This window comes from Streptomyces sp. ISL-87 (assembly GCF_018614095.1).
GTDB lineage: Bacteria > Actinomycetota > Actinomycetes > Streptomycetales > Streptomycetaceae > Streptomyces.
The window spans coordinates 154,909-175,850 of the sequence record NZ_JAGGOY010000063.1 but is presented as its reverse complement, the minus strand read 5'-3'; the positions used below and the strand labels follow the sequence as shown (position 1 = coordinate 175,850).

Annotated in this window: 19 protein-coding genes; 8 read left to right on the top strand and 11 right to left on the bottom strand. The window is 69.6% G+C overall.

Features of this window, described 5'->3' with window-relative positions:
- Positions 1–243 precede the first annotated feature (243 nt).
- The 5 genes from cbiE to J7I97_RS24215 all read right to left on the bottom strand — a co-directional run bounded on the left by cbiE (position 244) and on the right by J7I97_RS24215 (position 5,169).
- The gene (cbiE, locus tag J7I97_RS24235) at positions 244–1,458 is read right to left on the bottom strand and encodes a precorrin-6y C5,15-methyltransferase (decarboxylating) subunit CbiE (RefSeq protein WP_214938359.1); all 1,215 of its coding nucleotides are present in this window, start codon (positions 1,456–1,458) and stop codon (positions 244–246) included.
- Positions 1,459–1,548: 90 nt separating this feature from the next.
- Positions 1,549–2,247, bottom strand: coding sequence for a GNAT family N-acetyltransferase (locus J7I97_RS24230; protein ID WP_214938357.1), 699 nt, complete (start codon positions 2,245–2,247; stop codon positions 1,549–1,551).
- Between the two features lie 188 nt (positions 2,248–2,435).
- A complete protein-coding gene (locus J7I97_RS24225) occupies positions 2,436–3,299 on the bottom strand; it encodes a MetQ/NlpA family ABC transporter substrate-binding protein (protein ID WP_214938355.1) in 864 nt (287 codons plus the stop codon).
- A gap of 149 nt (positions 3,300–3,448) precedes the next feature.
- Entirely contained in the window at positions 3,449–4,117 is a 669-nt protein-coding gene (locus J7I97_RS24220; protein ID WP_214938353.1) for a methionine ABC transporter permease, read from the bottom strand.
- Positions 4,114–5,169: a methionine ABC transporter ATP-binding protein gene (locus J7I97_RS24215; protein ID WP_214938351.1), complete on the bottom strand. Its 1,056-nt coding sequence runs from the start codon at positions 5,167–5,169 to the stop codon at positions 4,114–4,116. The genes J7I97_RS24220 and J7I97_RS24215 overlap by 4 nt, the downstream gene beginning before the upstream one ends.
- Positions 5,170–5,623: 454 nt before the next feature.
- Here J7I97_RS24215 and J7I97_RS24210 point away from each other — a divergent pair, with 454 nt between their 5' ends.
- Positions 5,624–5,992 carry a hypothetical protein gene (locus tag J7I97_RS24210; protein ID WP_214938349.1) on the top strand — a complete coding sequence of 123 codons (369 nt, stop codon included), beginning with the start codon at positions 5,624–5,626 and terminating at the stop codon, positions 5,990–5,992.
- Between the two features lie 7 nt (positions 5,993–5,999).
- Complete coding sequence (locus J7I97_RS24205; protein WP_214938383.1) at positions 6,000–6,425, top strand: hypothetical protein; 426 nt, start codon at positions 6,000–6,002, stop codon at positions 6,423–6,425.
- Here J7I97_RS24205 and J7I97_RS24200 read toward each other — a convergent pair.
- From J7I97_RS24200 to J7I97_RS24190, 3 genes are all read right to left on the bottom strand, one after another.
- Positions 6,415–6,921, bottom strand: a complete 507-nt coding sequence (locus J7I97_RS24200; protein WP_214938347.1) for a GNAT family N-acetyltransferase — start codon at positions 6,919–6,921, stop codon at positions 6,415–6,417. The two genes, J7I97_RS24205 and J7I97_RS24200, sit on opposite strands and share 11 nt — an antisense overlap.
- Before the next feature lie 37 nt (positions 6,922–6,958).
- The gene (locus J7I97_RS24195) at positions 6,959–7,456 is read right to left on the bottom strand and encodes a sigma-70 family RNA polymerase sigma factor (RefSeq protein ID WP_214938345.1); all 498 of its coding nucleotides are present in this window, start codon (positions 7,454–7,456) and stop codon (positions 6,959–6,961) included.
- A 73-nt stretch (positions 7,457–7,529) separates the two neighbouring features.
- Positions 7,530–8,684 (bottom strand): glycerophosphodiester phosphodiesterase, encoded by a 1,155-nt coding sequence (locus J7I97_RS24190; RefSeq protein WP_214938343.1) that lies wholly within the window; start codon positions 8,682–8,684, stop codon positions 7,530–7,532.
- Between the two features lie 310 nt (positions 8,685–8,994).
- Between J7I97_RS24190 and J7I97_RS24185 the strand changes: the two genes are divergently transcribed.
- The gene (locus J7I97_RS24185; protein ID WP_214938341.1) at positions 8,995–9,624 is read left to right on the top strand and encodes a 1-acyl-sn-glycerol-3-phosphate acyltransferase; all 630 of its coding nucleotides are present in this window, start codon (positions 8,995–8,997) and stop codon (positions 9,622–9,624) included.
- 46 nt (positions 9,625–9,670) lie between these two features.
- On the opposite strand, the gene J7I97_RS24180 is transcribed toward J7I97_RS24185, so the two are convergent.
- The 3 genes from J7I97_RS24180 to J7I97_RS24170 form a co-directional block, all read right to left on the bottom strand.
- Positions 9,671–11,146 (bottom strand): membrane-associated oxidoreductase, encoded by a 1,476-nt coding sequence (locus J7I97_RS24180; RefSeq protein ID WP_214938339.1) that lies wholly within the window; start codon positions 11,144–11,146, stop codon positions 9,671–9,673.
- A gap of 86 nt (positions 11,147–11,232) precedes the next feature.
- Complete coding sequence (locus J7I97_RS24175) at positions 11,233–12,777, bottom strand: MFS transporter (RefSeq protein ID WP_214938337.1); 1,545 nt, start codon at positions 12,775–12,777, stop codon at positions 11,233–11,235.
- A complete protein-coding gene (locus J7I97_RS24170) occupies positions 12,774–13,325 on the bottom strand; it encodes a TetR/AcrR family transcriptional regulator (protein ID WP_214938334.1) in 552 nt (183 codons plus the stop codon). The genes J7I97_RS24175 and J7I97_RS24170 overlap by 4 nt, the downstream gene beginning before the upstream one ends.
- 322 nt (positions 13,326–13,647) lie before the next feature.
- Here J7I97_RS24170 and J7I97_RS24165 point away from each other — a divergent pair, with 322 nt between their 5' ends.
- The 5 genes from J7I97_RS24165 (at position 13,648) to J7I97_RS24145 (ending at position 20,922) form a co-directional block, all read left to right on the top strand.
- Positions 13,648–15,096: a DUF2716 domain-containing protein gene (locus tag J7I97_RS24165; RefSeq protein WP_214938332.1), complete on the top strand. Its 1,449-nt coding sequence runs from the start codon at positions 13,648–13,650 to the stop codon at positions 15,094–15,096.
- Positions 15,097–15,227: 131 nt separating this feature from the next.
- Complete coding sequence (locus tag J7I97_RS24160; RefSeq protein WP_308369203.1) at positions 15,228–16,661, top strand: site-specific integrase; 1,434 nt, start codon at positions 15,228–15,230, stop codon at positions 16,659–16,661.
- Complete coding sequence (locus J7I97_RS24155) at positions 16,651–18,327, top strand: hypothetical protein (RefSeq protein ID WP_214938330.1); 1,677 nt, start codon at positions 16,651–16,653, stop codon at positions 18,325–18,327. The genes J7I97_RS24160 and J7I97_RS24155 overlap by 11 nt, the downstream gene beginning before the upstream one ends.
- A complete protein-coding gene (locus tag J7I97_RS24150) occupies positions 18,324–20,489 on the top strand; it encodes a tyrosine-type recombinase/integrase (protein WP_214938328.1) in 2,166 nt (721 codons plus the stop codon). The genes J7I97_RS24155 and J7I97_RS24150 overlap by 4 nt, the downstream gene beginning before the upstream one ends.
- Complete coding sequence (locus J7I97_RS24145; RefSeq protein WP_214938326.1) at positions 20,479–20,922, top strand: hypothetical protein; 444 nt, start codon at positions 20,479–20,481, stop codon at positions 20,920–20,922. Before J7I97_RS24150 ends, J7I97_RS24145 begins: the two co-directional genes overlap by 11 nt.
- Positions 20,923–20,942 lie beyond the last annotated feature (20 nt).

The window sequence follows — 20,942 nt, the reverse complement described above, 5'->3', positions numbered from 1 at the left end:
CCGGGGCACGCTCGACCCGGCCATCGTCGCCCTGTGCACGGGCCGCTACGGCGGCTAGTGCCGTGGCCGGAAAGGTTTGCCGGGGCGCGGCGTCCGGTGCGGTGCATCGCAAGGCGGAGGACCGCGGCTCGTACTCGACGTACTTGCGCGGTCCGACAACGCGGCGAGGTGCCGTGCCTGGGGGCACCTCCCAGCGGTAGCCGGGGGAGCGTCGCGACCCGGTGAACCTTTCCGGCCACGGCACTAGCGGGTCACGGGGCGTTCGGCGGCCAGCAGGAAGACTACGGAGCGGTCCTGTTCGGCCCAGGTCCGGGGGTCGAGGCCGACGGACTGGAGCAGCGCGCACTCGACGGCGTACCCGTGTTCGGTGAGGGCGCGCCCGATGGCCTCCGCTTCGTCGCGTGTGGAGGCGTGGCTGACGATCCGTTCGGGGCGGCGGTCGGCGACGGCCGCGACGACCTCGGCTCCCCCGCCGCCGACGCGGACGACGTCGGGCTCGGGCAGGTTCTCCAGTACGTGCGGCGCGTGCCCGGGGACGACTTGGAGCAGTACGCCCCGCTTGCGGGCCGCGGCGGTGACGCGTTCGCAGGCGCGCGGGTCGGCGTCCACGGCGATGACGGCGGCGCCGAGCGCGGCGGCGTCCACGGCGAGGGCGCCGGAGCCGGTCCCGATGTCCCAGACGAGGTCGCCGGTGCGCGGACCGAGGCGGGCGAGCTGGGCGGCGCGCAGTTGCGCCGACTCCCCCTCGCCCGCCTCGGATACGTCGGCCTGCGGCGCGGCCCAGCCGCGGGGGCCGCTCTGGCCGGGGGTCTGGCCGAGCAGCCAGCCGGGCTCGGCCGCGGCAGAGACCTGTCCCGCGCCGCCGATGACGATGACGACGTTGGGGTCGCGCCAGCTGTGGTCGGCGGCCTTGTCTGAGGTGAGGACGCTCACCTGTTCCTTGGCGGTGCCGAGTTCCTCGCAGATGACGAAGGTGCGGTGGACGCCGTCGAGCAGCAGCGCGAGTTCGGCGGGGCCGGCGCCGGGTGAGGTGAGGACGGCGACTTTGCTGTGGGCGCGGCAGACGTTGACGGCGCGGCGCAGGGTGCGGGGGTGGGCGACGACGACCTGGGCGTCGTCCCAGGGCATACCGGCGCGGGCGAAGGCGGCGGCGACGGAGGAGACGGCGGGGACGACTTCCACCTCAAGGCCGTGCTCGGGGGCGCGCAGGGTGCGGACGACGCCGAAGAAGCCGGGGTCCCCGTCGGCGAAGACGACGGCGGTGCCGCGGTGGCCGGCGATCCGGCGGGCGGCGAGGCCCAGGCTGCCGAGGCGGATGCGCTCGGCGGTGGGCGGGACTTCGGGAAGCGCGAGGTGGTGGGCGGCGCCGGCCACCAGGGTGGCGGCGGAGAGCGCGGACCGGGCGGCCGCGGTCAGGGGGGAGCCGTCCCAGCCGATCACCGTGACCCGGTCGGCCATCGTCGTCAGTCTCCAGAGGTGGGGGCAGGCGCGGATGTGGGGGCAGGCGGGGAAGGTATGGATTTATGGTGAGACTACCTGGTCATCGGTTCAGTTCCAGTCGGTCGAGACCGCGTACCCGTTCGCGTCGGCACGCTTTGCGAAGGCGGGGCCGCCGCCGTATCCGCTGTAGCTGTCGTACCCGTCGTAGCCTTCGTACCCGTCGGCGTCGTCGAGGTCTTCGGGGACGAGGCTCCAGACGATGAGGTCGGTCCGGGTGTCGGTCCAGGAGCCGTCGGCCGTCTGGGTGCGCACTATCCAGGCGTTGCGGAGCACGCCCTCGCTGATGCAGCCGATCTTCTGGGCCACCTGCTGGGAGGCCGTGTTGTCGGCCGGGGTGCGCAGTTCGAGGCGTTCGAAGCGCTGGTCGCGGAAGAGCCACTGGGCGACGGCGAGTACGGACTCGCTGGCGTAGCCCTCGCCGCGGGCCCAGGGGGCGGTGACGTATCCGACCTCGGTGGCGCGGGTGCGCCAGTTGGTGTTCCGGAGGTGGACGATGCCGACCAGGCGCTGGGTGAGGAACTCGGTGACGGCGAGGACGATGCCGCGGCCCTCGGTGCGCTCCGTGTGGGAGTACCGGGTGGCCCAGCCGTGCGCGTCGGCGTGGGTGTAGGGGTGCGGGACGGTGGTCCAGGCGGTGATGTTCTCGTCGTTCATCATCTCGGTGAGCGCGGTGACGTCCTCTTCCTCGAAGGGGCGCAGCACCAGCCGGTCCGTGCTGATGGTGACGTCCGGGAAGGTGGTAGTCATGCGCAGCTCCATGCCTGAGACCGTGGTGCGACCGTGTTGCGGGACCGTTTGTGCGGCGTAGGCCACAGCATGCAGCATCGGCCGGGGGATGTGCATGGCCGGGGTTGCCCGGAAGCGGGCACGGCTCGGCCCCGCACGCCACGGGGGTGTGCGGGGCCGACAAACCGGGGTGAATCAAGCCTTATTCATCAGGAGGCGGCGGGGGCGCCGAAGGCCGGGACGACCGAGCCCTGGTACTTCTCCTCGATGAACTTCTTGACCTCGTCGGAGTTCAGGAGCTTGGCGAGCTTCTCGATGCGCGGGTCCTTCTCGTTGCCGGCCTTGACCGCGAGGAAGTTGGCGTAGGGGTTGCCCTCGGCCTTCTCCAGGACCAGCGCGTCCTTGGCGGGCTTCAGACCGGCCTCGAGGGCGTAGTTGCCGTTGATGACGGCGGCGTCCACGTCGTTCAGGGCGCGGGGGACCGTGGCGGCCTCCAGCTCCTTGAACTCCAGGCCCTTCTTGTCGGTGATGTCGGACAGCTTGGCGCTGGTGCCGACACCCTCCTTGAGGGTGATCAGGTTGTTCGCGGCGAGCAGCTGGAGCGCGCGGCCCTCGTTGGTGGTGTCGTTCGGGACGGCGATGGTCTGGCCGGCCTTGATGTCGGTGAGGGCCTTGACCTTCTTGGAGTAGAGGCCGAGGGGCTCCAGGTGCACGTTCACGACGGGCACGATGTGCGTGCCGTTCTTCTTGTTGAAGTCGTCGAGGTACGGCTTGTGCTGGAAGTAGTTGCCGTCGACCTGGCCCTGCTCGGTGGCGGTGTTCGGCAGGACGTAGTCCGTGAACTCCTTGACCTCGAGCTTGAGGCCTTCCTTGGCCGCGAGCTTGTCCTTGACGAAGTTCAGGATGTCGGCGTGCGGGCTCGGGGAGGCCGCTATGACGAGGGGCTTGTTCTCGTCGGTCTTGCCGCCGGCCTTGGTGGAGGACGGGTCCGAGGAGCTGCCGCAGGCGGTGAGGCCGAGGGCGAGCGCGGCGGAGGTGGCGGCGATGGCGGTGAGCTTGATGTTCTTACGCACGAAGAGTGCCTTTCATTGCGGTGCAAGTGCGCGGATCGTGCGCGTGTCTTGCGGGTGGTGGCGGCCCAAGCACGACAAGTGCGGGCCTTCTTGGGGGGTGGGTCTGTTGCGCCCCGTGGGGCCTCAGACTGTCCGGAGGCTTGTGGGCCTCACGCTGTCCGGCCGCGGCGGGCGAGGACGCGTACCACGCCGTCGCCGATCAGCTGGATCACGGTGACGAGCGCGACCAGGACCACGACGGTGGCGACCATGAAGCCGGTCTCGAAGCGCTGGAAGCCGTAGGTGATGGCCTTGGAGCCGAGGCCTTCGCCGCCGACCGCGCCGGCCATGGCGGAGTAGCCGATCAGGGTGATCACGGTGGTGGTGACACCGGCGATCAGGGAGGGCAGCGCCTGCGGCAGCAGGACCTTGCCGACCAGGGTCGGGATGCCGCCGCCCATGGACTCGACGGCCTCGATCAGGCCGTGGTCCACCTCGCGGACGGCCGTCTCGACGAGGCGGGCGAAGAAGGGGACGGCGCCGATGGCGAGCGGGACGATCATGGCCGTGGGCCCGATGAAGGTGCCGACGACCGCCGTGGTGACCGGGATCAGGGCGATCAGCAGGATGATGAACGGCAGCGAGCGGCCTATGTTCACGATCACGCCGAGGACCTTGTTGAGCGGCTGGTTCTGGAGGAGGCCGCCCTTATCGGTGAGGACGAGCAGGATGCCGATGGGCAGTCCGCCGAGGACGGTCACCAGGGTGGACCAGAGCACCATGTAGAGGGTGTCGTACGTGCCCTGGGTGAGCAGGGGCTGCATCTCGGACCAGGTCACTTGGCACCATCCTTGACGAGCTGGGCGAGCTCGGCGTCTGCGTCTTCGGGATCGTCGACGACGTCGACCTGGAGGCCCTGTTCGCGCAGGAAGCCCACCGGGACCACGTTGTCCTCGTAGCGGCCGGGCAGCTCGATGCGCATCCGGCCGATCTGCCTGCCCGCGACGGTGTCCATCGCGGCGCCGAGGATCGAGATGTCGATGTTGTACGTACGCGAGAGCTGGGAGATCACCGGCTGCGTGGCGGCCTCGCCGTGGAAGGTGACGTCGACGACCGTGCGGTCCGGGCCGGAGGCGGCGCCGCTGACCGGGAAGAGCTCGGCGGCGAGCTCGGAGCCGGGGGTGGCGAGCAGTTCGGCGACGGTGCCGGACTCGATGATCCGGCCCCGCTTCATCAGGGCGGCCGAGTCGCAGATCGTCTTGACGACGTCCATCTCGTGCGTGATGAGCAACACGGTCAGGCCGAGCTGCCGGTTGAGGTCGCGCAGCAGCTGGAGGATCGAGCGGGTGGTCTCGGGGTCCAGGGCGCTGGTGGCCTCGTCGGACAGCAGGACCTTGGGGTCGCCGGCCAGGGCGCGGGCGATGCCGACGCGCTGCTTCTGGCCGCCGGAGAGCTGGGCGGGGTAGGCCTTGGCCTTGTCGGCGAGGCCCACGAGGTCGAGGAGTTCGGCGGCCTTGCGGGAGCGCTCGCGGCCGGAGATCCCGAGGATCTCCAGGGGCAGCTCGATATTGGCCTGGACCGTGCGCGAGGACAGCAGGTTGAAGTGCTGGAAGACCATGCCGATGCGGCTGCGGGCCTCGCGGAGCTCCTTGCCGGCGCGGCGGCCGCGGCCGGCGAGCGCGGTGAGGTCGACGCCGTCGACGGTCACGGTGCCGGCGGTGGGGCGCTCCAGCAGGTTCACGCAGCGGATCAGGGAGGACTTGCCGGCGCCGCTCTGGCCGATGACTCCGTAGACCTCGCCCTCGCGGACGTGCAGGTCGACGCCGTCCAGGGCGGTGACCTCACGGCCACGGGACTGGTAGACCTTCGTGAGGCCCGATGTGGTGATCACAGGATTTCCGTCGCTGTCGAGTGCTCGGCGCAGCGGAGTGCCGGGCACGGGGCAAACATCTGGGGACGCGATACGGGTCAGACCGTCACGAAACGACGGGCGACGCGTGCGCGGGGCAGGAGCGATCCGTGCCGCTTCGGAGCGGCGGTGCGGACGGGCTCGGCCGGTCTCGCTTCGGGGCGCGAGACTGCATGGAGAGGGGCCCTCAGAAGGCGCACATTCGACACATACAACGAGCACCGGGCGTCATCGTCGCCTCGGTCGCAAGGGTGCGGCTGCTCGTCGTGGTCATGGGCCCCAGTAAAGCAGACGCATCCCGTCACCGATCAAAGCCGTCCGGATAGCGGACACGTTCCGACCGTATTCCGGACGGCATCGTTCCGCGTCACGGCCGGGAAAGCCGGGGCCCAGGGGCGCGCGCATCGGGTCCTTCGGGCCGTAATACGCTCGCTGCATGCTCGACGCCCTGACGGTCGCCATCGGCGTGACCGCACTCGCCCTCGCCGCCTGGTGCGGCCACGCCGCCTGGCGGGACCAGCCGACCAAGGACTGGCATTTCATCGGCATGGCCGTGGTGACCGTGCTGGTCCTGCTCCAGTTGGTGGTCGGAGTGGTCAAGCTGGCCCAGGGCGAGAAGGCCGACGAGGGCGCGGTGATCTTCGTCGCCTACCTGATCGGGTCCTTCGCGGCGGTCCCGGCCGCCGCGCTGCTCTCACTGAGCGAGCGGACCAAGTGGGGTTCGGTGACGGTGGCCGCGGGTGCGGTCGTCCTCGCCGTGCTCGAAGTACGCCTCTATGACATTTGGGGAACACCCGGTGCCTGACACGGACATGGACGCACACATGGATGACGCGGCCGCCGCGCCCGCCGGGCGTGAGCGCCTGGTCTCCGGACCGGGGCTGCTGCTGGTCTGGCTGTACGGAGTGATCACGGTCGGCGCGGTCTCGCGCTCGGCCTACCAGATCTCCACCGAGTTCGACCGGGCTCCGCTGCCGTACGCACTGTCCGGCGTGGCCGCGCTGGTGTACGCCTTCATCACGTACTCGCTGGTGCGCGGCGGGGAGACGGCCCGCAAGGCGGCGCGGATCTGCTGCGCCGCCGAGCTGACCGGCGTACTGATCGTGGGCACCTGGACCCTGGTCCGGCCCGAGGCCTTCCCGGACGCGACCGTGTGGTCGAGCTTCGGGATGGGCTACCTGTTCATCCCGGTGATCCTGCCGATCACCGGGATGCTCTGGCTGCGTACTAGGCGCTGACCGCGAAGTCGCTGGCGTCCTTGGCTTCCTTCTCCAGGATCACCAGCCGCACCCCGTCGGAGGCGGTGCGGCCGCCGACCTGGGTGTAGCCCGCCTTGCGGTAGAGACGCAGGTTGGATTCGCTCTTGTGCCCGGTGTGCAGCCTGAAGCGGGTGGTCCCGCCGTCGCCCGCGAGGGCCTCCTCGACGGCGCGCAGCAGCCGGGCGCCGAGTCCGTGGCCCTGCATGCGCGGGTGGACGCACAGCTTGGCGATCTTGGCGGTGCCGTCCTCGCCGACGTTGCCGCGCACGGTGCCGACGATCTCGTCACCCAGCCGGGCCACGAGCACGGTGTCCGTCGCCAGTTCCCCCTTGAGGGAGTCCAGGGACTGGGTGAGCGGCTGGATGCGGTAGTTGCCGTACAGCTCGGCCTCGCTCTGGAACGCCAGGTACTGCAGCTTGAAAATCTGCTCAGCGTCCTCGGCAGCAGCCGCCGAAATCGTCACGCTCATGCCCATGTGCGCATGCCTCCAGCTCACCTGGTAGCCCGTTGGTCTACCGCTCCTTTCCCCGCAGGCCAGGAGCCGCAACCTCTGCAGCCAGCATTCTGCGCAGACATCCCAGGCAACGGGAACGGACGGGCCCCAAACTTCCTTGTGAGATACCCAACTCCCCTGCGATTTCACGGTAAGTGAGGTCTCTGGGCGAAAGAAGTGCTCCCATCAGCTCCGGACAGCGTCCGGGCAACCGGGCGACTGCCGATCGGAGAACCCGATTTTCCTCCCCGTGCAGAAGGGCATCCTCCGGTTCCGCCGTGCCGCCGGCGAGCGCGCCGCCGTAAGGGATCTCGCGCCTGGCGCGGCGCCGGGCCACGCGGGCCTCGGCGCGCACCGCCCGGCGCAGCCAGCGCACGGGCTCGGCGGGAGCGGGGTCGTGTTCCAGCAGCCTGACCCAGACAGCCTGTTCCAGGTCGGCGGCGTCCACACCGGCGCCCGGGGCCTCCGCGGCCGCCTCGGCGGAGAGCAGCGGGCCGAGTTCGTTCAGCAGGTCCATGCCGGGCGGGACGCGTGGGCCATGCCCCGCGGTTTCCCCGCAGGGCACGGCCCACCCGTATGAGTTATTCCGCTTATCGGTTGACTCCGCGGCCCGGGCGGAAGGCCTCCGCCGCGAGCAGCCCGGTGTCCGGGTTGTCGGTGAAGATTCCGTCGATGCCCTGTTCGAAGTAGGTCCGGAACGCGCCGAAGGCATCCCCGTACGCGGCCGGATCCGCGCCCTTGCGGTACTCGGCGGGCAGGAAGCTGTTCTCGTTGCGCTCGGTGTAGGGGTGCAGCACCAGCCCCTGCGCGTGGGCGTCCTCGACCAGGGTGGTCGGGGTGCCGAGCCGGCCGGAGGCGTCGCGCGGCAGGATCAGGTCCATGGTCGGGCCGATGCCCTGGGCGAAGCCGGCGATCCACTTCAGGCCCTCGGGCTTGACCAGGTCCGCGACCGTACGGGGGTCCTTGGCCACCTCGAAGTCCCACGGGCGGGTGCCGGCGGCGGAGAGGAGCACCACGCGCGGGGCGGAGACCAGCCGGGACAGCCGCTGGATGCTGGAGGGCTCGAAGGACTGCAGGAACAGGGCGGCGCCCCGGCCGTCGCGGCCGTAGCGGCGCAGCAGCTTGGCGAGGGGCTCCTCCAGGCCGAGGCCGAGGGCGCGGAAGTAGCTGGGGTGCTTGGTCTCGACGTGCAGCCAGACCCTCTTGCCGCGCCGCTTGCCCTTGCGGTCGGCCCAGCGCAGCACCTCCTCGAAGGTGGGCACCGCCCAGTGGCCGTCGTAGAGCGTGTTGCGCTGGCGGACGGCGGGGATACGTTCCTTCGCGCGCAGGGTCTTCAGCTCGGCGAGGGTGAAGTCCTCGGTGAACCAGCCCGTGACGGAGACCCCGTCGACCGACTTGGTGGTACGCCGCGACGCGAACCCGGGGTGGTCCGCGACGTCGGTGGTGCCGCCGATCTCGTTCTCGTGGCGGCACACGAGGTGGCCGTCCTTGGTGGGGACGAGGTCCTGCTCGATGACGTCGGCGCCGAGGTCGAGGGCGAGCTGGTAGGAGCCGAGGGTGTGCTCGGGCCGGTAGCCGCTGGCCCCGCGGTGGCCGATGACGGTCGGCACGGGGAGGTCCCGGTAGCCGCCGTGGCCGCCTTCTGCGGCGGAGGCGGACCCCGCCGGGAGACCGGCGATGCCGCCGCCGGCCGCCAGGACGGCCGCCCCCAGGACCGTGCGCCGCGCTGCCCCACCCTGCTTCATGAGTGCCACTCCTCGTTCTGGAAGGGGCCGGCGCTCCCGGGATCTCTGGTGTTCCGGGCGTCTCGCGGCCCGCGATCGGCGTGCCGATGGTAGGCAGCGGCCCGTGTCCGGGGGATGGGCGTGTACGGAACATGGCGGAAACTTGTGTCAACACTGCGTATCCACCGCGTGAACCCGATGTGCGATCAGCACGGAGCCGCGAGTATCGTCCTCACCTGCACTACCGCCGTGTGGTGCGCGAACCGCTTTCGATGCCGGAGGGCTCACGTTGTTCCGTACCGCGCTCATCAAAGCCACTGTCGGACCCGTCATGCGCATGATGTTCCGCACCCGGGTTGAGGGCGTGGAGAACATCCCGGGCACCGGTCCGGTGATTTTGGCGGGCAATCACCTCACCTTCATCGACTCCATGATCCTTCCGCTGGTGTGCGACCGTACGGTCCACTTCATCGGCAAGGACGAGTACGTGACGGGCAAGGGGATCAAGGGCCGCCTCATGGCGTGGTTCTTCACCGGCGCCGGCATGATCCCGGTCGACCGCGACGGGGCCAACGGCGGGGTCGCGGCCCTGATGACCGGCCGGCGGATCCTCGAAGAGGGCAAGATCTTCGGCATCTACCCCGAGGGCACCCGCTCCCCCGACGGCCGCCTCTACCGCGGCCGCACCGGCATCGCCCGCCTCACGCTGATGACCGGCGCGCCGGTGGTCCCCTTCGCGATGATCGGCACGGACAAGCTCCAGCCCGGCGGCAAGGGCATGCCCCGCCCGGGCCGGGTCACCGTCCGCTTCGGCGAGCCGATGGAGTTCTCCCGCTACGAGGGCATGGACCGCGACCGCTACGTGCTGCGCGCCGTCACCGACTCGGTGATGGCCGAGGTCATGCGGCTGTCGGGCCAGGAGTACGTGGACATGTACGCCACCAAGGCCAAGGCCGCCTGACCCTCCTACTGCTCCGGCCTACTGCCTCCGGCCTACTGCCTCTGGCCTACTGCCTCTGGAGTGACCGGCTGACGCCCGCCAAGGTGGTCGTGGCGAGGATCCAGCCGGTCACGATCAGCAGGTACGACAGCCACTGGTACCAGCCGCTCGGCGCGAAGGCCGACTCCTGGCCGAAGCCGATGATCGGCATCATCAGGTCGAGCGTGTAGAACACCGGATTGAAGTCCGGGGCCTCCCCCGCCTTGAGCTCCGCCGGTGGCTGGAGGCTGTACGCGATCGTCCCCGTGAGCAGCAGCGCCAGCAGCCAGCCCGCCGCGCGCAGCGGCCGGAAGCCGTAGCCGACGGTGGCGTCCTGGAGCACTCCCCAGAACCGGGCGTGCCGGGGCCGGGTGCGCCGGTGCCGACGCAGCTTGGCGAGCTGGACGGTCCGGGCGCCCGCCTCGTCGCCGACCGTGCGGTAGGCCGCGGCGAGCTGTTCGTAGGCGTACGGGAGGTAGCCCGACTCCTCGCGCTCCAGGGCGGGCAGCCGCTGCTCGGCCCGGAGGTGCGGGGCGAGGGTGCGGTAGTTGAGGCCGTCGATGCGGATCTGCTCGGGCCAGGTCTCGGGCGGCATGTGCAGCAGGTCGAAGCTGGAGCGGCGCAGGTTGACCGCGCCCTGGACGGGGTCGCAGTTCCGCAGCCAGACCTCACCGATCGCGCAGCTGGAGGCACGCAGGGCCACCCCGCCCGGGTTGACGAGCCGGGCGTAGGCGAGGTTGAGCTGGCCCGGTATACGGGAGCCGCCGAGGTTGACCCGGCCGTGGGCCTCCAGCCGCATGGCGCGCAGATCGGTGCCGACGGTCAGGGTCTCCGCGTGCAGGGCGGTGCCGCCGGGGGCGAGCAGGCGGGCGTCGTCGAGGTTGAGCTGGCCGCCGACGGTGGCGCCGTTGATGCGGGTCTGGCCGTGGACGGTGAGGTTCGTCGCGACGACGTCGGTGCCGATCTGGGCGTGGTTGAACTGGAGCGGGGGCTCATCGGCGTCTTCGGGAACCCCGGGTGTGCCGATGACGGCTTTGCTCAGGAACAGCCCGCCGGCTATCCGGGCGCCCTGGAGGCGGACCGGGCCGGTGATCCGGCAGCAGGAGAGCCGCAGCACGATGTCGACGCTGACCGTGGCGGCCGTCAGTCCGGGCAGGGCCGAGCCGGACAGGACGAGGGCGCGCAACTGGGCCCCGTAGATGACGGGTTTGCGCTCGAACCAGCAGCCGCGCAGCCGGATGGCGTGCTCGATCACGGCGTACTTGAGGTCCAGCTTGCCGGTGATCTTGAAACCTCTGAGGTTGAGCCCGGCGACCTGGCCCTCGGCGGCGGTCCCGCTCAGCAGCAGGGCGGAGAGCACCTCGGCCCGGATCGTCCTCTCGGGTCCCCAGGCGTGGCCCTCGGAGGCGTCCTCGTCCCGGTTCTCCCGGAGGTCGACCCCTTCACCGCGCGGGAAGGCTTCCCACACGCGACGCTCGGCCGGGGTCAGATCGTTGATCTCCATCGCCGGGATGGTGTCCTGCGCGCCGACGGGCTGTCAACTCTGCGCAGAGCACCATCCCTTGGGGCCAGGGGGCGCGGGGGTGGCGGTCAGTATTCGATGCCGTCCTGGAGCCGCTGCCCCTTCAGCAGGAACCAGGCGGCCACCGCCGTGGCCAGCAGGACCGCCGCGCCGACGCCCGAGGCGAGCCGGAGCCCGTCCACGAAGGCCTCCTGGGCCGCGCCCACCATCTGCCCGGCGGTCTGCGGATCCAGCGCCCTGGCCGCTTCGACGGCGCCGCCGAGGGATTCGTGGGCGGCGTCGGCGACCGGCCCGGCGACCGAACCCGGGGCGGTGAAGCCCTGGTAGACGCCGGTGACGATGGAGCCGAGCAGGGCGATGCCGAGGGCGGCGCCGAGTTCGTATGCCGTCTCGGAGACGGCCGAAGCCGAACCGGCCTGCTCCTTGGGCACACTGGAGAGGATCACGTCGGCGGTGACGGTGAAGGAGAAGCCGGCGCCGAGGCCGACGACGAGCAGGGCGGCGCCGAGCAGCGGGTAGCCGCTCTCCTTGTGGACCAGGGTGATCACGCCGAGGGCGAGCCCGATGGCCGCGAGGCCGCCGGAGACGATCGACCGCACCGAGTACCTGCGGGCGTACCTGCCCGCGAGTAGGCCGGTGGCCACCGCGCCGATGGCGGCGGGCAGTTCGGCCAGGCCCGCCTCCAGCGGCTGGCGGCCCTGGACGAGCTGGAGGAACTGGGAGAGGAAGAAGACCAGTCCGGACAGGCCGAAGACGGTGAGCAGGTCGGCGAGGACCGCGCCGGAGAAGCCCCGGTGCTTGAAGAGCCGCATGTCGAGCAGCGGCGCCGGCAGGGTGAACTGGCGGCGGACGAAGGTGTAGAGCGCGCCCGCTCCGAGGACGGCCGCGGCCCAGACCTCCCCGGACAGGCCGTGGGTGGCGACTTCCTTGACGGCGTAGACGACGCCGATGATGCCGACGAGGGAGAGGACGACGCTGATCAGGTCCCAGGGGCCGGCCACCGGGTTCTTGGACTCGGGCAGCAGCTTGATGCCGACGACGACCAGGACGATCATCACGGGCAGGTTGATGAGGAAGACCGAGCCCCAGTAGAAGTGCTGGAGCAGGGCTCCGCCGACCACCGGTCCGACGGCCGCGCCGGCCGAGGCGGTGGCGCCCCAGATGCCGATGGCGAGGCTGCGCTCCTTGGGGTCGTGGAAGATGTTGCGGATCAGGGCGAGGGTGGACGGCATCAGGGTCGCACCGGCCACGCCGAGCAGGGCGCGGGCCACGATCATCATCTCGGGGCTGGTCGCGTAGGCGGTGAGCACGGACACGGCGCCGAAGGCGGTCGCGCCGACCAGCAGCAGCTTCTTGCGGCCTATGCGGTCGCCGAGGGAGCCCATGGACACCAGCAGGCCGGCGATGACGAAGGAGTAGATGTCGCCGATCCACAGCAGCTGGCTGCCGGACGGCTTGAGGTCCTCGCTGAGGGACGGGGTGGCGAGCCCGAGTACGGTGGCGTCCACCGCGACCAGCAGCACGGCCAGGACGAGCACGGAGAGCGCGAGCCAGCGCCCCGGGCTCTTCTCCTCCGTCCCCGTCGGCCGGTTCAGCTGTTCGGTACGGCTCATTTCTCCACACTCCGTCGTGCGCCACCGAGCAGCAGCTCGATGATCATGTATTGGAAGTCCTTGGCGGCGACCCGGCCGTCCATGACGGCCCAGGCGCAGGTGCCGATGAGGCCGTAGAGGGCCTCGGTGAGCCAGGCGGGACTCAGGTCGATCCTGATGTCCCCTTCTTCCTGGCCGCGCCGGAAGAGCGCGCTGACCCGGGCGTCGAGCCGGGCCCATCCCTCATGGATCTGATCGCCCTCGAAGAGCTGGTTCTCGGTGACGAGGAAGGCCAGCAGCTGGGCATTGGGCTCGGTCTCGGCGACGAGCCGTTTCAGCGCGTCCACCGCCGTGCCGTCTTCGAGGCGGGCGTTGTCGAACGCCACCTCGAACTCCCGGATGCCGAGTTCCTCCAGGGCGCGCACGAGGGCGTCGCGCCCGGCGAAGTGCCGGTGGAGGGTCGCGCGGCCGATTCCGGCGGCGCGGGCAACCTCGTCCATCGTCGCGGTCGATTTGCGGGAGAGCAGGGCCGCCGCGTCGCGGAGCACCTGGTCACGATCCATGGCCATGAGACAACCATAACCCGAATGAGACATCTCTGTCTCACTGAAATAATTGCGGTGCCTCCGGGCGCCCGGAACGGAAGCATGATCCGATGACGACGCAGAAGCCCTTGTTGCTGATCGACGTGGACGGCCCGCTTATCTCTGCGGTTTCTTCCTGTCTCGTTGTCTCGCCCACCAACCCGCCCCCGCGCCACCCATGCCCTGGCGAGCACGCGTGTCTCACGCTGCTGGACAGCCATTAATCAGTGGCTGACGGCGGCGATCGTCCCGATAATCGGCACGGCCGTGGACGGAGGTCCGCCCGGCCGAGGACTTGATTGATGGGGTGGACGCGCTGCTGGCTGCGTACGACGAGCAGGTACGGGGACACGTTCCGGAACGAGCACCGGTGGGATCCGTGGTCGAGCGGGACGGGCTGGTGGTCCGGACCCACTACGGCACACACGGCACCGTTCGGCACTCCCCCCTGGGCAAGGAAACCGACCGGACGGAAGTCACCCGGCTGATCCGTCGGCAGCAAGAGGCCTTCGCCGCCCGGTGCGAACCGGCCGAGTGGCGGGCCTACGGCCACGACCCGGTCCCCATGGACGAGCCACTGCGCGCCGCCGGCTTCGCGGCTGTCGGGCCGCCCCAGACCCTCCTCATCGCCGAGCTCGACGATCTGACGGGCACGGTGGCACCAGCACGGGGCCTGCGCGTGCGTCGGCTGGGCTACGGCTACCACCGGATGCGGGAGGTCGACCGTCTGGTCTCGGCCTGCGGGCCGTACCTGCGCGGCCTGGCGGACATCCGCGAGGACCACGGAAACCTGCTGAGCTGGGCACTGAACGTCCAGCTGCTGGAAGCGGAGACCCGACTCGTCGGTGTCGGCTGGGCAGAGGCCGTGGGGGCGACGGAGTTCGCCGCGGTTCGGGGCATGACCGGCCCGCACACAGAGTTCCTCCCCCACTGGGTCCGTTGGGCCCGCAACAGCCGCGCCCTCCACATGGGTATCGGCAAGGCACCAGAGCGCCGCTACTTCACCGCCGAGGCGTCGGAGGGACCGATCCTGGACGCCCTCCTCGCAGCCGGATTCCGCGCCGTGTCGAGCGTACGCAATTACCTCTGGGCTCCGGCCGGCCCACCACCCGCCACGCATCGCCCCGTTTCCATGCTGCTCGACGACCCGGATCACAACGCGCTATGCAAAGCCTTCGCGGCCGACTTCTCCTTCAAGCCCAGCCACACCTATTACCCGGCCATCGAGGAGCCGTCCAACTCAGTCACCTGGCACGTCGGGGACGTCACCGATACGCGCCACACGTACGGGCTGATGCGGGACCTCCCCGATGACCACCGGGTAGCACGCCTCCAGGACATCGTCGAACGCGGACTGCGCGCCTGCGTCCAGCCTGGCGAGCAGCTCTACTCGGTGAGCTGGTGGCATCAGGGCTACCGATTCGACCCGACCCGCGTCGGCGGCTCCGGCCAGCCGACCTGGCCCGGCGCGGCGTGCTGGGATGGCGAGTACTACAAGCTCCTCACGCGCGATCTGCGCATGGGAACGTTCTGGCATCCCTGGGAAGAGTCCCTGTGCGTCTTCGGCACCGAGCTCCTTGCCGAGGTCGAGAACGAGCTCACGGCCACCCTCGGCACGGTGATGCGCCGCGGCGGCCGGAACACCGGCAACGTCTGGACGTACGAATCACGGAGCAGCCCGCATGTGAGAGCCGCGGGCAGCATCTCCACAGCCGCGTCCGCCCAATCGGGAGATGGTGTGCCCATTTCCAGCTGAGGCTCTCCCGCGGCATTCCCGGCGCCCGATGGCGAGCCACCGTCATGGTCGGACTATATGAATAGTCCCCACATGGCTGACAGTTCGCAGATATCGGGCACATCTGATTGTGTCTCAACTACCTTGCAACGGTGATTCTCTTCTACTTCTCCAGGGCTGGTGGAGAGGACTGGGACCTCGCCTCCCCACCGCTCAACCGCGACGGCATGCCGATCCTCGTGGACGGTGATCTCCGCTTCGAGGACGAGAACGGCCCCCGATCAGTGACGTTCATCAACCGCTGGCTGCGGGAGCTGCCGATCAGCGGAGCCCCCGCCGAAAACTCATGGAAGACCTACGCCCTACAGCTCAAGCCCTGGGCCGAGTTTCTGTCTGCCCACGGCATCGCTCTGTTCTCCGACCGGCAGCGGCTGCGCGACGGGCTGTCGCTGTACGCCGAGCATCGCTTATCCGGCCCGCTGGAAGTCCGGCTTGGGTCAACCAGCTGGAACCTTGCGGTCAAGACCATCGCGGCGTTCTACCAATGGGCCGTGAACGAGGGGCACTGTCAGCAAGTCCCGTTCTCCTACGCCAAGAGCTCGTACCTGCGGCCCGACGGGTTACGCGTGGAGTCCACCCGAAACTTCGCCACCGTGAGGGGTGCCAGACGGCACGCCACCCGCAAGTATCTGGAGCGGCCGTACTCCGAGCTGCTGGTCAACGCTCTCGCGGGTAACGACCCCAACGGCGAACCCGACCACACGTTTCGTGGCCACGAGACCGGCCGAAACGCCGCCGGTGGCTCGCTTGCGATCTCTACCGGCCTACGGCTTCGAGAGTGGCAGCTCCTCACACCGTGGGAGGTCCCGCCCCTGCCCCGCCAACGCACCACCGTTCCCGTCCCGTTGCCGATCGCGCCTCCGACCACCAAGGGCAGCAAGGGGCGACAGACCTGGGTGGAGTACGACACCCTGGCCCGCGTCCACGACTACACGGCGCTTGAGCGAGCCGCCCATGTGGACGGCTCCCGATGGCGCCCCGACCACGCCCTCCACATAGAAAGCCCGACACACGAGGGCGCCTACCTCAACGGCACTTACCGCCGCTGGCACCTGCTGACGCCGGCCGAACGGCTCCGCCTCGTCGGCCCCGGCGGCGGTAGCGCCCTCCTCGCCGTCCAGTCCGACGGCTCGCCCTTCCTGGACTGGGCAACCACGCTCCGCCGAACCTCCGCCCGCATCCGCGACCAGTGGGAGCCCGCGTTCCCGCACGTCCACCCCCACATGGCACGTCATACGATGGCCATGGCCACCCTGGAAAAGCTGGTGCGCGGCTACTACCAACAGGCCGCCCGCCTCGTCCTCGACACCGGCGAGGACAACGCCATGGCTCTGTACCTCACCAAGGCCGATCCCCTGCTGGTGCTGCGGGACCTCCTCGGCCACGCCAGCGTCGCCACCACTCAGGCATACCTCCATCTCCTGGACACCCAAAGGATCTTCCGCCAGGCATACGAGGACGCCGACCCCGACGCGGCCGCCCGCCGGGAAGCCGTCACAAAGATCCGGGACACCGATGCCCGCTGAAGTCCGAGAGCCGCTTGCCGTTCAGTACACGCTCCCGGGTCAGCGGCCCTACCTCGGCACGCTCCACGAGCTGCCCGACCCAGTGCTCGCCAGCGACTTCGCCCGCGGCCTTGCCGCCGCCGCCCACCCGAACGGTCCGATCCGCACCTACCGTGAGGCCCGGCACGCCGTCCGATGCGCCCGGCACCTCGCACGCTACCTGTACGAGACTGGTTTCACCGGCGCTCTCTCCGATCTCGCTCCAGCACAAATCACTCCCTACTGGCTGGAGTTCGGGTTCACGTTTGAGCGGCACAGCCGAATCACCCTCAACGGCTTCCACGCCGACGGCGGCACCCTCCACGTCGGCATCCAAGCCCACCTCGACGGAAGGCCGATCAACCAGCAGGCCGGCTCCACCCCGCACCGGCCATACAGCGACGGCGAATGGCAGCGCATCGGCCAAGCCGCCCGCACCGACATCGACACCGCCTGGCAGGACCACCGTAAGGCTCTGGACGCCGCCGAACGCGGGGCCGACCCCATCATCCACGGCATCAACCGGGACAACCTCGCCTGGCTGATCCGCAGAACCGGCCCCCTGCCGACCCACGCGATCCGCGCGATGATCCCCGGAGCTCGTTGGTCGATCAGACCCACGGTCCTGGAAATCCGCGATGCCCTGTTCCCAACCGGGTACACGGCACTCGCCTACAACCTCCGCCTGGCTATTCTGACCGGTGCCGTACCCGACGGCATCGATGCACTCGTCGTACCCGACTTCACGCACACCGGCCCCGCCACGGGCTTGCTGTCCTACCCAAAGGGCCGGACCGCCCGCGAAGCGCTCAACCTGCGCGGACCCGCCGTACGGCTCCTGGACCAGTGGCTCACCCATTCCGCGGCTCTCCGCGAGCATGCCGGAGAACTCTCCGACTCCATGTGGATCAACTACAACGGCGTCGCGTTCTCCGGACACCCTCGTACCCCGTGGCAGCGCATCAGGTGGGCGAAGGCCGTAGGCCTGACTGACGACAACGGCCAGCCCATGCCCCCGCACGGCAGCCGGATTCGCACAACCTTCCATCACCGCCGCGACCGCTCGACCTGGACTGGGCGGACCACCATCGATCCCAACCACACCCCGGCAGTCGAAGGTGATCACTACCTCCACCACCACACCCCCGCGCAGGTGGAGGCCATCGAGGGAATCATCGAGGACGCCCAGCGCGACATCCGCCGCAAGGCAGCGCCGCCGGTCATCGCCACCGGTCAAGACGCCGCCCGGTTTGCTGCCGATTTCCCCCGCCTCGTTGTGGACGCCGGACTCGACAGCGACGCCATCCAGCGGCTACTGGCCGGGGAGCAAGACGTGTTCGTCGCCTCCTGCGCCAGTCTCTACAACAGCCCCCACGCCCCGGCCTGGACAGCTTGCCCAGCCCGTCCCTGGGTGTGCCTGCTGTGCCCGCTCGCCGTGTTCACCCCCCGGCACCTGCCCAACCTCCTCCGCCTCCAGCGGTACTTCGCCGATCAAGAACGGCACATGACCAACGCCCAGTTTCTCGCGATCTTCGGCCCCTACGCCGACCGGCTCGATACCGACCTGCTGCCCCGTTTCAGCACCACAGCCATCCAAGCCGCAGCTGAATCCGCATTCGCGGCCCTGCAACCGGAGGAGATCCCGTGACCAGGCCCGATGCTCTGACCGCCGGCCCCGGCCACCATCCCTTCACCGACTTGGACATCCTCCAGGCGGCCGGATATCGCACTCGCCCGGGCACTCGGCGCCCCCGCTTCGACCAGGACACCTGGGACCTGACCTGCGTCGCCGAAGCCCCAGTGTCCTGGCCCCGTAGCCAGCAGATCGTGGACTTCACCCAGATCAGCAACCCCATCTGGCGAGCGGTCGCGCGCACCTACTTGATGGGCCGCCTCCTGCCCACCCACCCAGCCGTTTGCGTCCTCCCGCAGGCGTACCGCACCCCTCTCGCCCTGCAGACGCTCCGGCACGAAGTCGTCCGCCTCACGGCTTGGTTCAACCACCTCACCGACGCAGGACTCACCGAACTCAAACAGATCCGCCAGCGGCACTGTGACACCTACCTGTCCGCCGTCTCCGTCGGCCGCACCGACCCCAGCAAGCCGGTCACGCCTGGAACCGTCGCGGGTTTCGTGCTGACTGCCCAAGCCCTGGCCTCGTACGCACCGCTGCTGCAGGACTCCTACCCGACTGGCTTCCGCCCGTGGGGAGACCGCACCGCCTCGCAGGTCGCCGGATACCAACGCCCCGACATCAACCAGACCCCTGCCGTCCCGGACGACATCCTTCGGCCTCTCCTCGCCGGCGCCTCGTACCTCGTCCATACGATCGGCCCGCACCTCGTCAAGGAAACCGCCCGCGCCCGGGAGATCACCGACCACCGGGGCGGCATCCGGTCATCCCTCCGCGTCGAACATCACCCTCTGGTCATCGCCGAAATCGAGCGGCGTATCGCAGCCGGGATCCCAGCGCCCCGCGCCGCCCCCGCCGGCATCTCCCGGAGGCTCACATCGGGTTGGGACGCCGACGACCCTCTGCTGACTCTCGCCTACACGTCCTTCACCAAGGATTTCCTGTCGCTCTCCTCCACCAAACGGGACCTGGACCGGCTCCGGCCCCATATGGAGGCATGGGTCGCTGCCTGCGGCATCGAGAACTCGTGGTGTCGTAACGCCTCGGTGGTGCCTCGCGCCAACGACGAAACGCCTGCCCCCTGGGCCCTCCCCATGAATCACTTCGCCCTGGACAGCACGATCTTCGCCGTCACCTCCGCCGCCTACTACCTCACTGCCGCCTTGTCCGGCATGCGGGCCTCCGAACTGGCCGAGCTCACGCATGGCTGCCGCCGCTGCGAGGACCGCACCTACGGCTCCCGCCATTGGCTGGACTCCCGCCGCATCAAGGGTGAGAAGTTCGGCGGAGTCCCCGACTCGTGGGTGGTAATCGAAGACGTGCACCACGCCGTCGCAATCGCCGAAGCCCTCAGCAACACGGATCCTGGGAACCTGATCTTCCCCGGCGCCAACAACTCTTCCAACCGGTACACCGCACTCCGGGACTGGATCAACGGTCCCTTCGGACAGCACCTCGGACTCACGAAGATCCCCGACGGCCCGGTCCACCCGCGGGCCCTCCGCCGCACTCTCGCCCTGGCCATCGCCCAACGCCCCCACGGCCTCCTCGCCGCAAAATGGCACCTCAAGCACGTATCGGTAGCCACCACCGAGGGCTACACCGCCCGGCCCGGCGGCCACCAGGCCGCGTTCCTCGCCGAGGTCCAGACCGCAGAGGAAGTCGAACACACCCGACTCACGGTCTCCGCGTACCACGACTACCAAGAAGGGACTCTCCCCTCCGGCCGAGGCGCACGCGGCCTGATCGCCGCCTTCCAGAACGTGGACCGCTCCCTCGTCGGCCACGACCCCGGACCCGCCACCGTCGCCGACGACCGCCGCGTGGAGAAGCTACTCAAGACCAAGGCGAAGACGCTCCACATCGGCGTTGCGAACTACTGCTGGTTCACCGACCCCGCCAAGGCTCTGTGCCTCACCATGGCGGGCACCCCGAACGCCACCGAGCCGCTGATGGGCATGTGCGACTCCGCTCACTGCCCGCAGGCCACCCATCACCCCCAGCACCGGCAAGCGTGGGCCGACCATGCTGAGAACACCCGAGCCGTGTTTCTCGGCAACCCCCGGCTGTCCGCGCCGGAGCGTCAACGCGCACAGCAGACCTACGAGCGATCCATGAGGATCGTGGAATCCATCGACACCGCAGTAGCCGGTGAGGAGACATCCAGTGCCCAATGACCGCCACGCCGATGCGGAGAGTCGCTTGACGGCCGCCATGGATCAGCTCATGGCCGGAGACATCCCCGAGGGACTGCGGTGCGACATCAAGTCGCTCAGCATCCTCGCCGCGGTTCCCCGGGCGACGCTGTACCGGACCTACCCCCATGTCAAGGAGGAGTTCGAGAGCCGGCTTGACAGGGCCCGGGAAGCCACTGGCGAGCCGGACCCCCGCCTTGCCCAGATCGCCCGCCTCAAAGCCGAAGTAGTCAGCTTGAAGGGACGCCTGTCCGAAATGAAGCAGGAGGCGGCCGAGGCGACTGCGTTCAGGACGCTGGCGCTGTCGCGGCTCGCGGAACAGCACGACGAAATCCAGCGCCTCCGCGCAGCCCTCCAAGACGGTGGAAACGTCCGCACGCTCCCAGTGCGGGCTCGCCTCACGACGGACCAGTGAGAAGTCCGTGCTGGCGGCGC

Coding starts and splice junctions, on each gene's coding strand:
- J7I97_RS24180 (WP_214938339.1), bottom strand. CDS start 11,146: ATGGAGATCAACGATCTGACCCCGGCCGAGCGTCGCGTGTGGGAAGCC.
- J7I97_RS24155 (WP_214938330.1), top strand. CDS start 16,651: ATGCCCGCTGAAGTCCGAGAGCCGCTTGCCGTTCAGTACACGCTCCCG.
- J7I97_RS24190 (WP_214938343.1), bottom strand. CDS start 8,684: ATGAAGCAGGGTGGGGCAGCGCGGCGCACGGTCCTGGGGGCGGCCGTC.
- J7I97_RS24210 (WP_214938349.1), top strand. CDS start 5,624: ATGCTCGACGCCCTGACGGTCGCCATCGGCGTGACCGCACTCGCCCTC.
- J7I97_RS24230 (WP_214938357.1), bottom strand. CDS start 2,247: ATGACTACCACCTTCCCGGACGTCACCATCAGCACGGACCGGCTGGTG.
- J7I97_RS24205 (WP_214938383.1), top strand. CDS start 6,000: ATGGACGCACACATGGATGACGCGGCCGCCGCGCCCGCCGGGCGTGAG.
- J7I97_RS24175 (WP_214938337.1), bottom strand. CDS start 12,777: ATGAGCCGTACCGAACAGCTGAACCGGCCGACGGGGACGGAGGAGAAG.
- J7I97_RS24170 (WP_214938334.1), bottom strand. CDS start 13,325: ATGGCCATGGATCGTGACCAGGTGCTCCGCGACGCGGCGGCCCTGCTC.
- J7I97_RS24200 (WP_214938347.1), bottom strand. CDS start 6,921: ATGGGCATGAGCGTGACGATTTCGGCGGCTGCTGCCGAGGACGCTGAG.
- J7I97_RS24195 (WP_214938345.1), bottom strand. CDS start 7,456: ATGGACCTGCTGAACGAACTCGGCCCGCTGCTCTCCGCCGAGGCGGCC.
- cbiE (WP_214938359.1), bottom strand. CDS start 1,458: ATGGCCGACCGGGTCACGGTGATCGGCTGGGACGGCTCCCCCCTGACC.
- J7I97_RS24185 (WP_214938341.1), top strand. CDS start 8,995: ATGCGCATGATGTTCCGCACCCGGGTTGAGGGCGTGGAGAACATCCCG.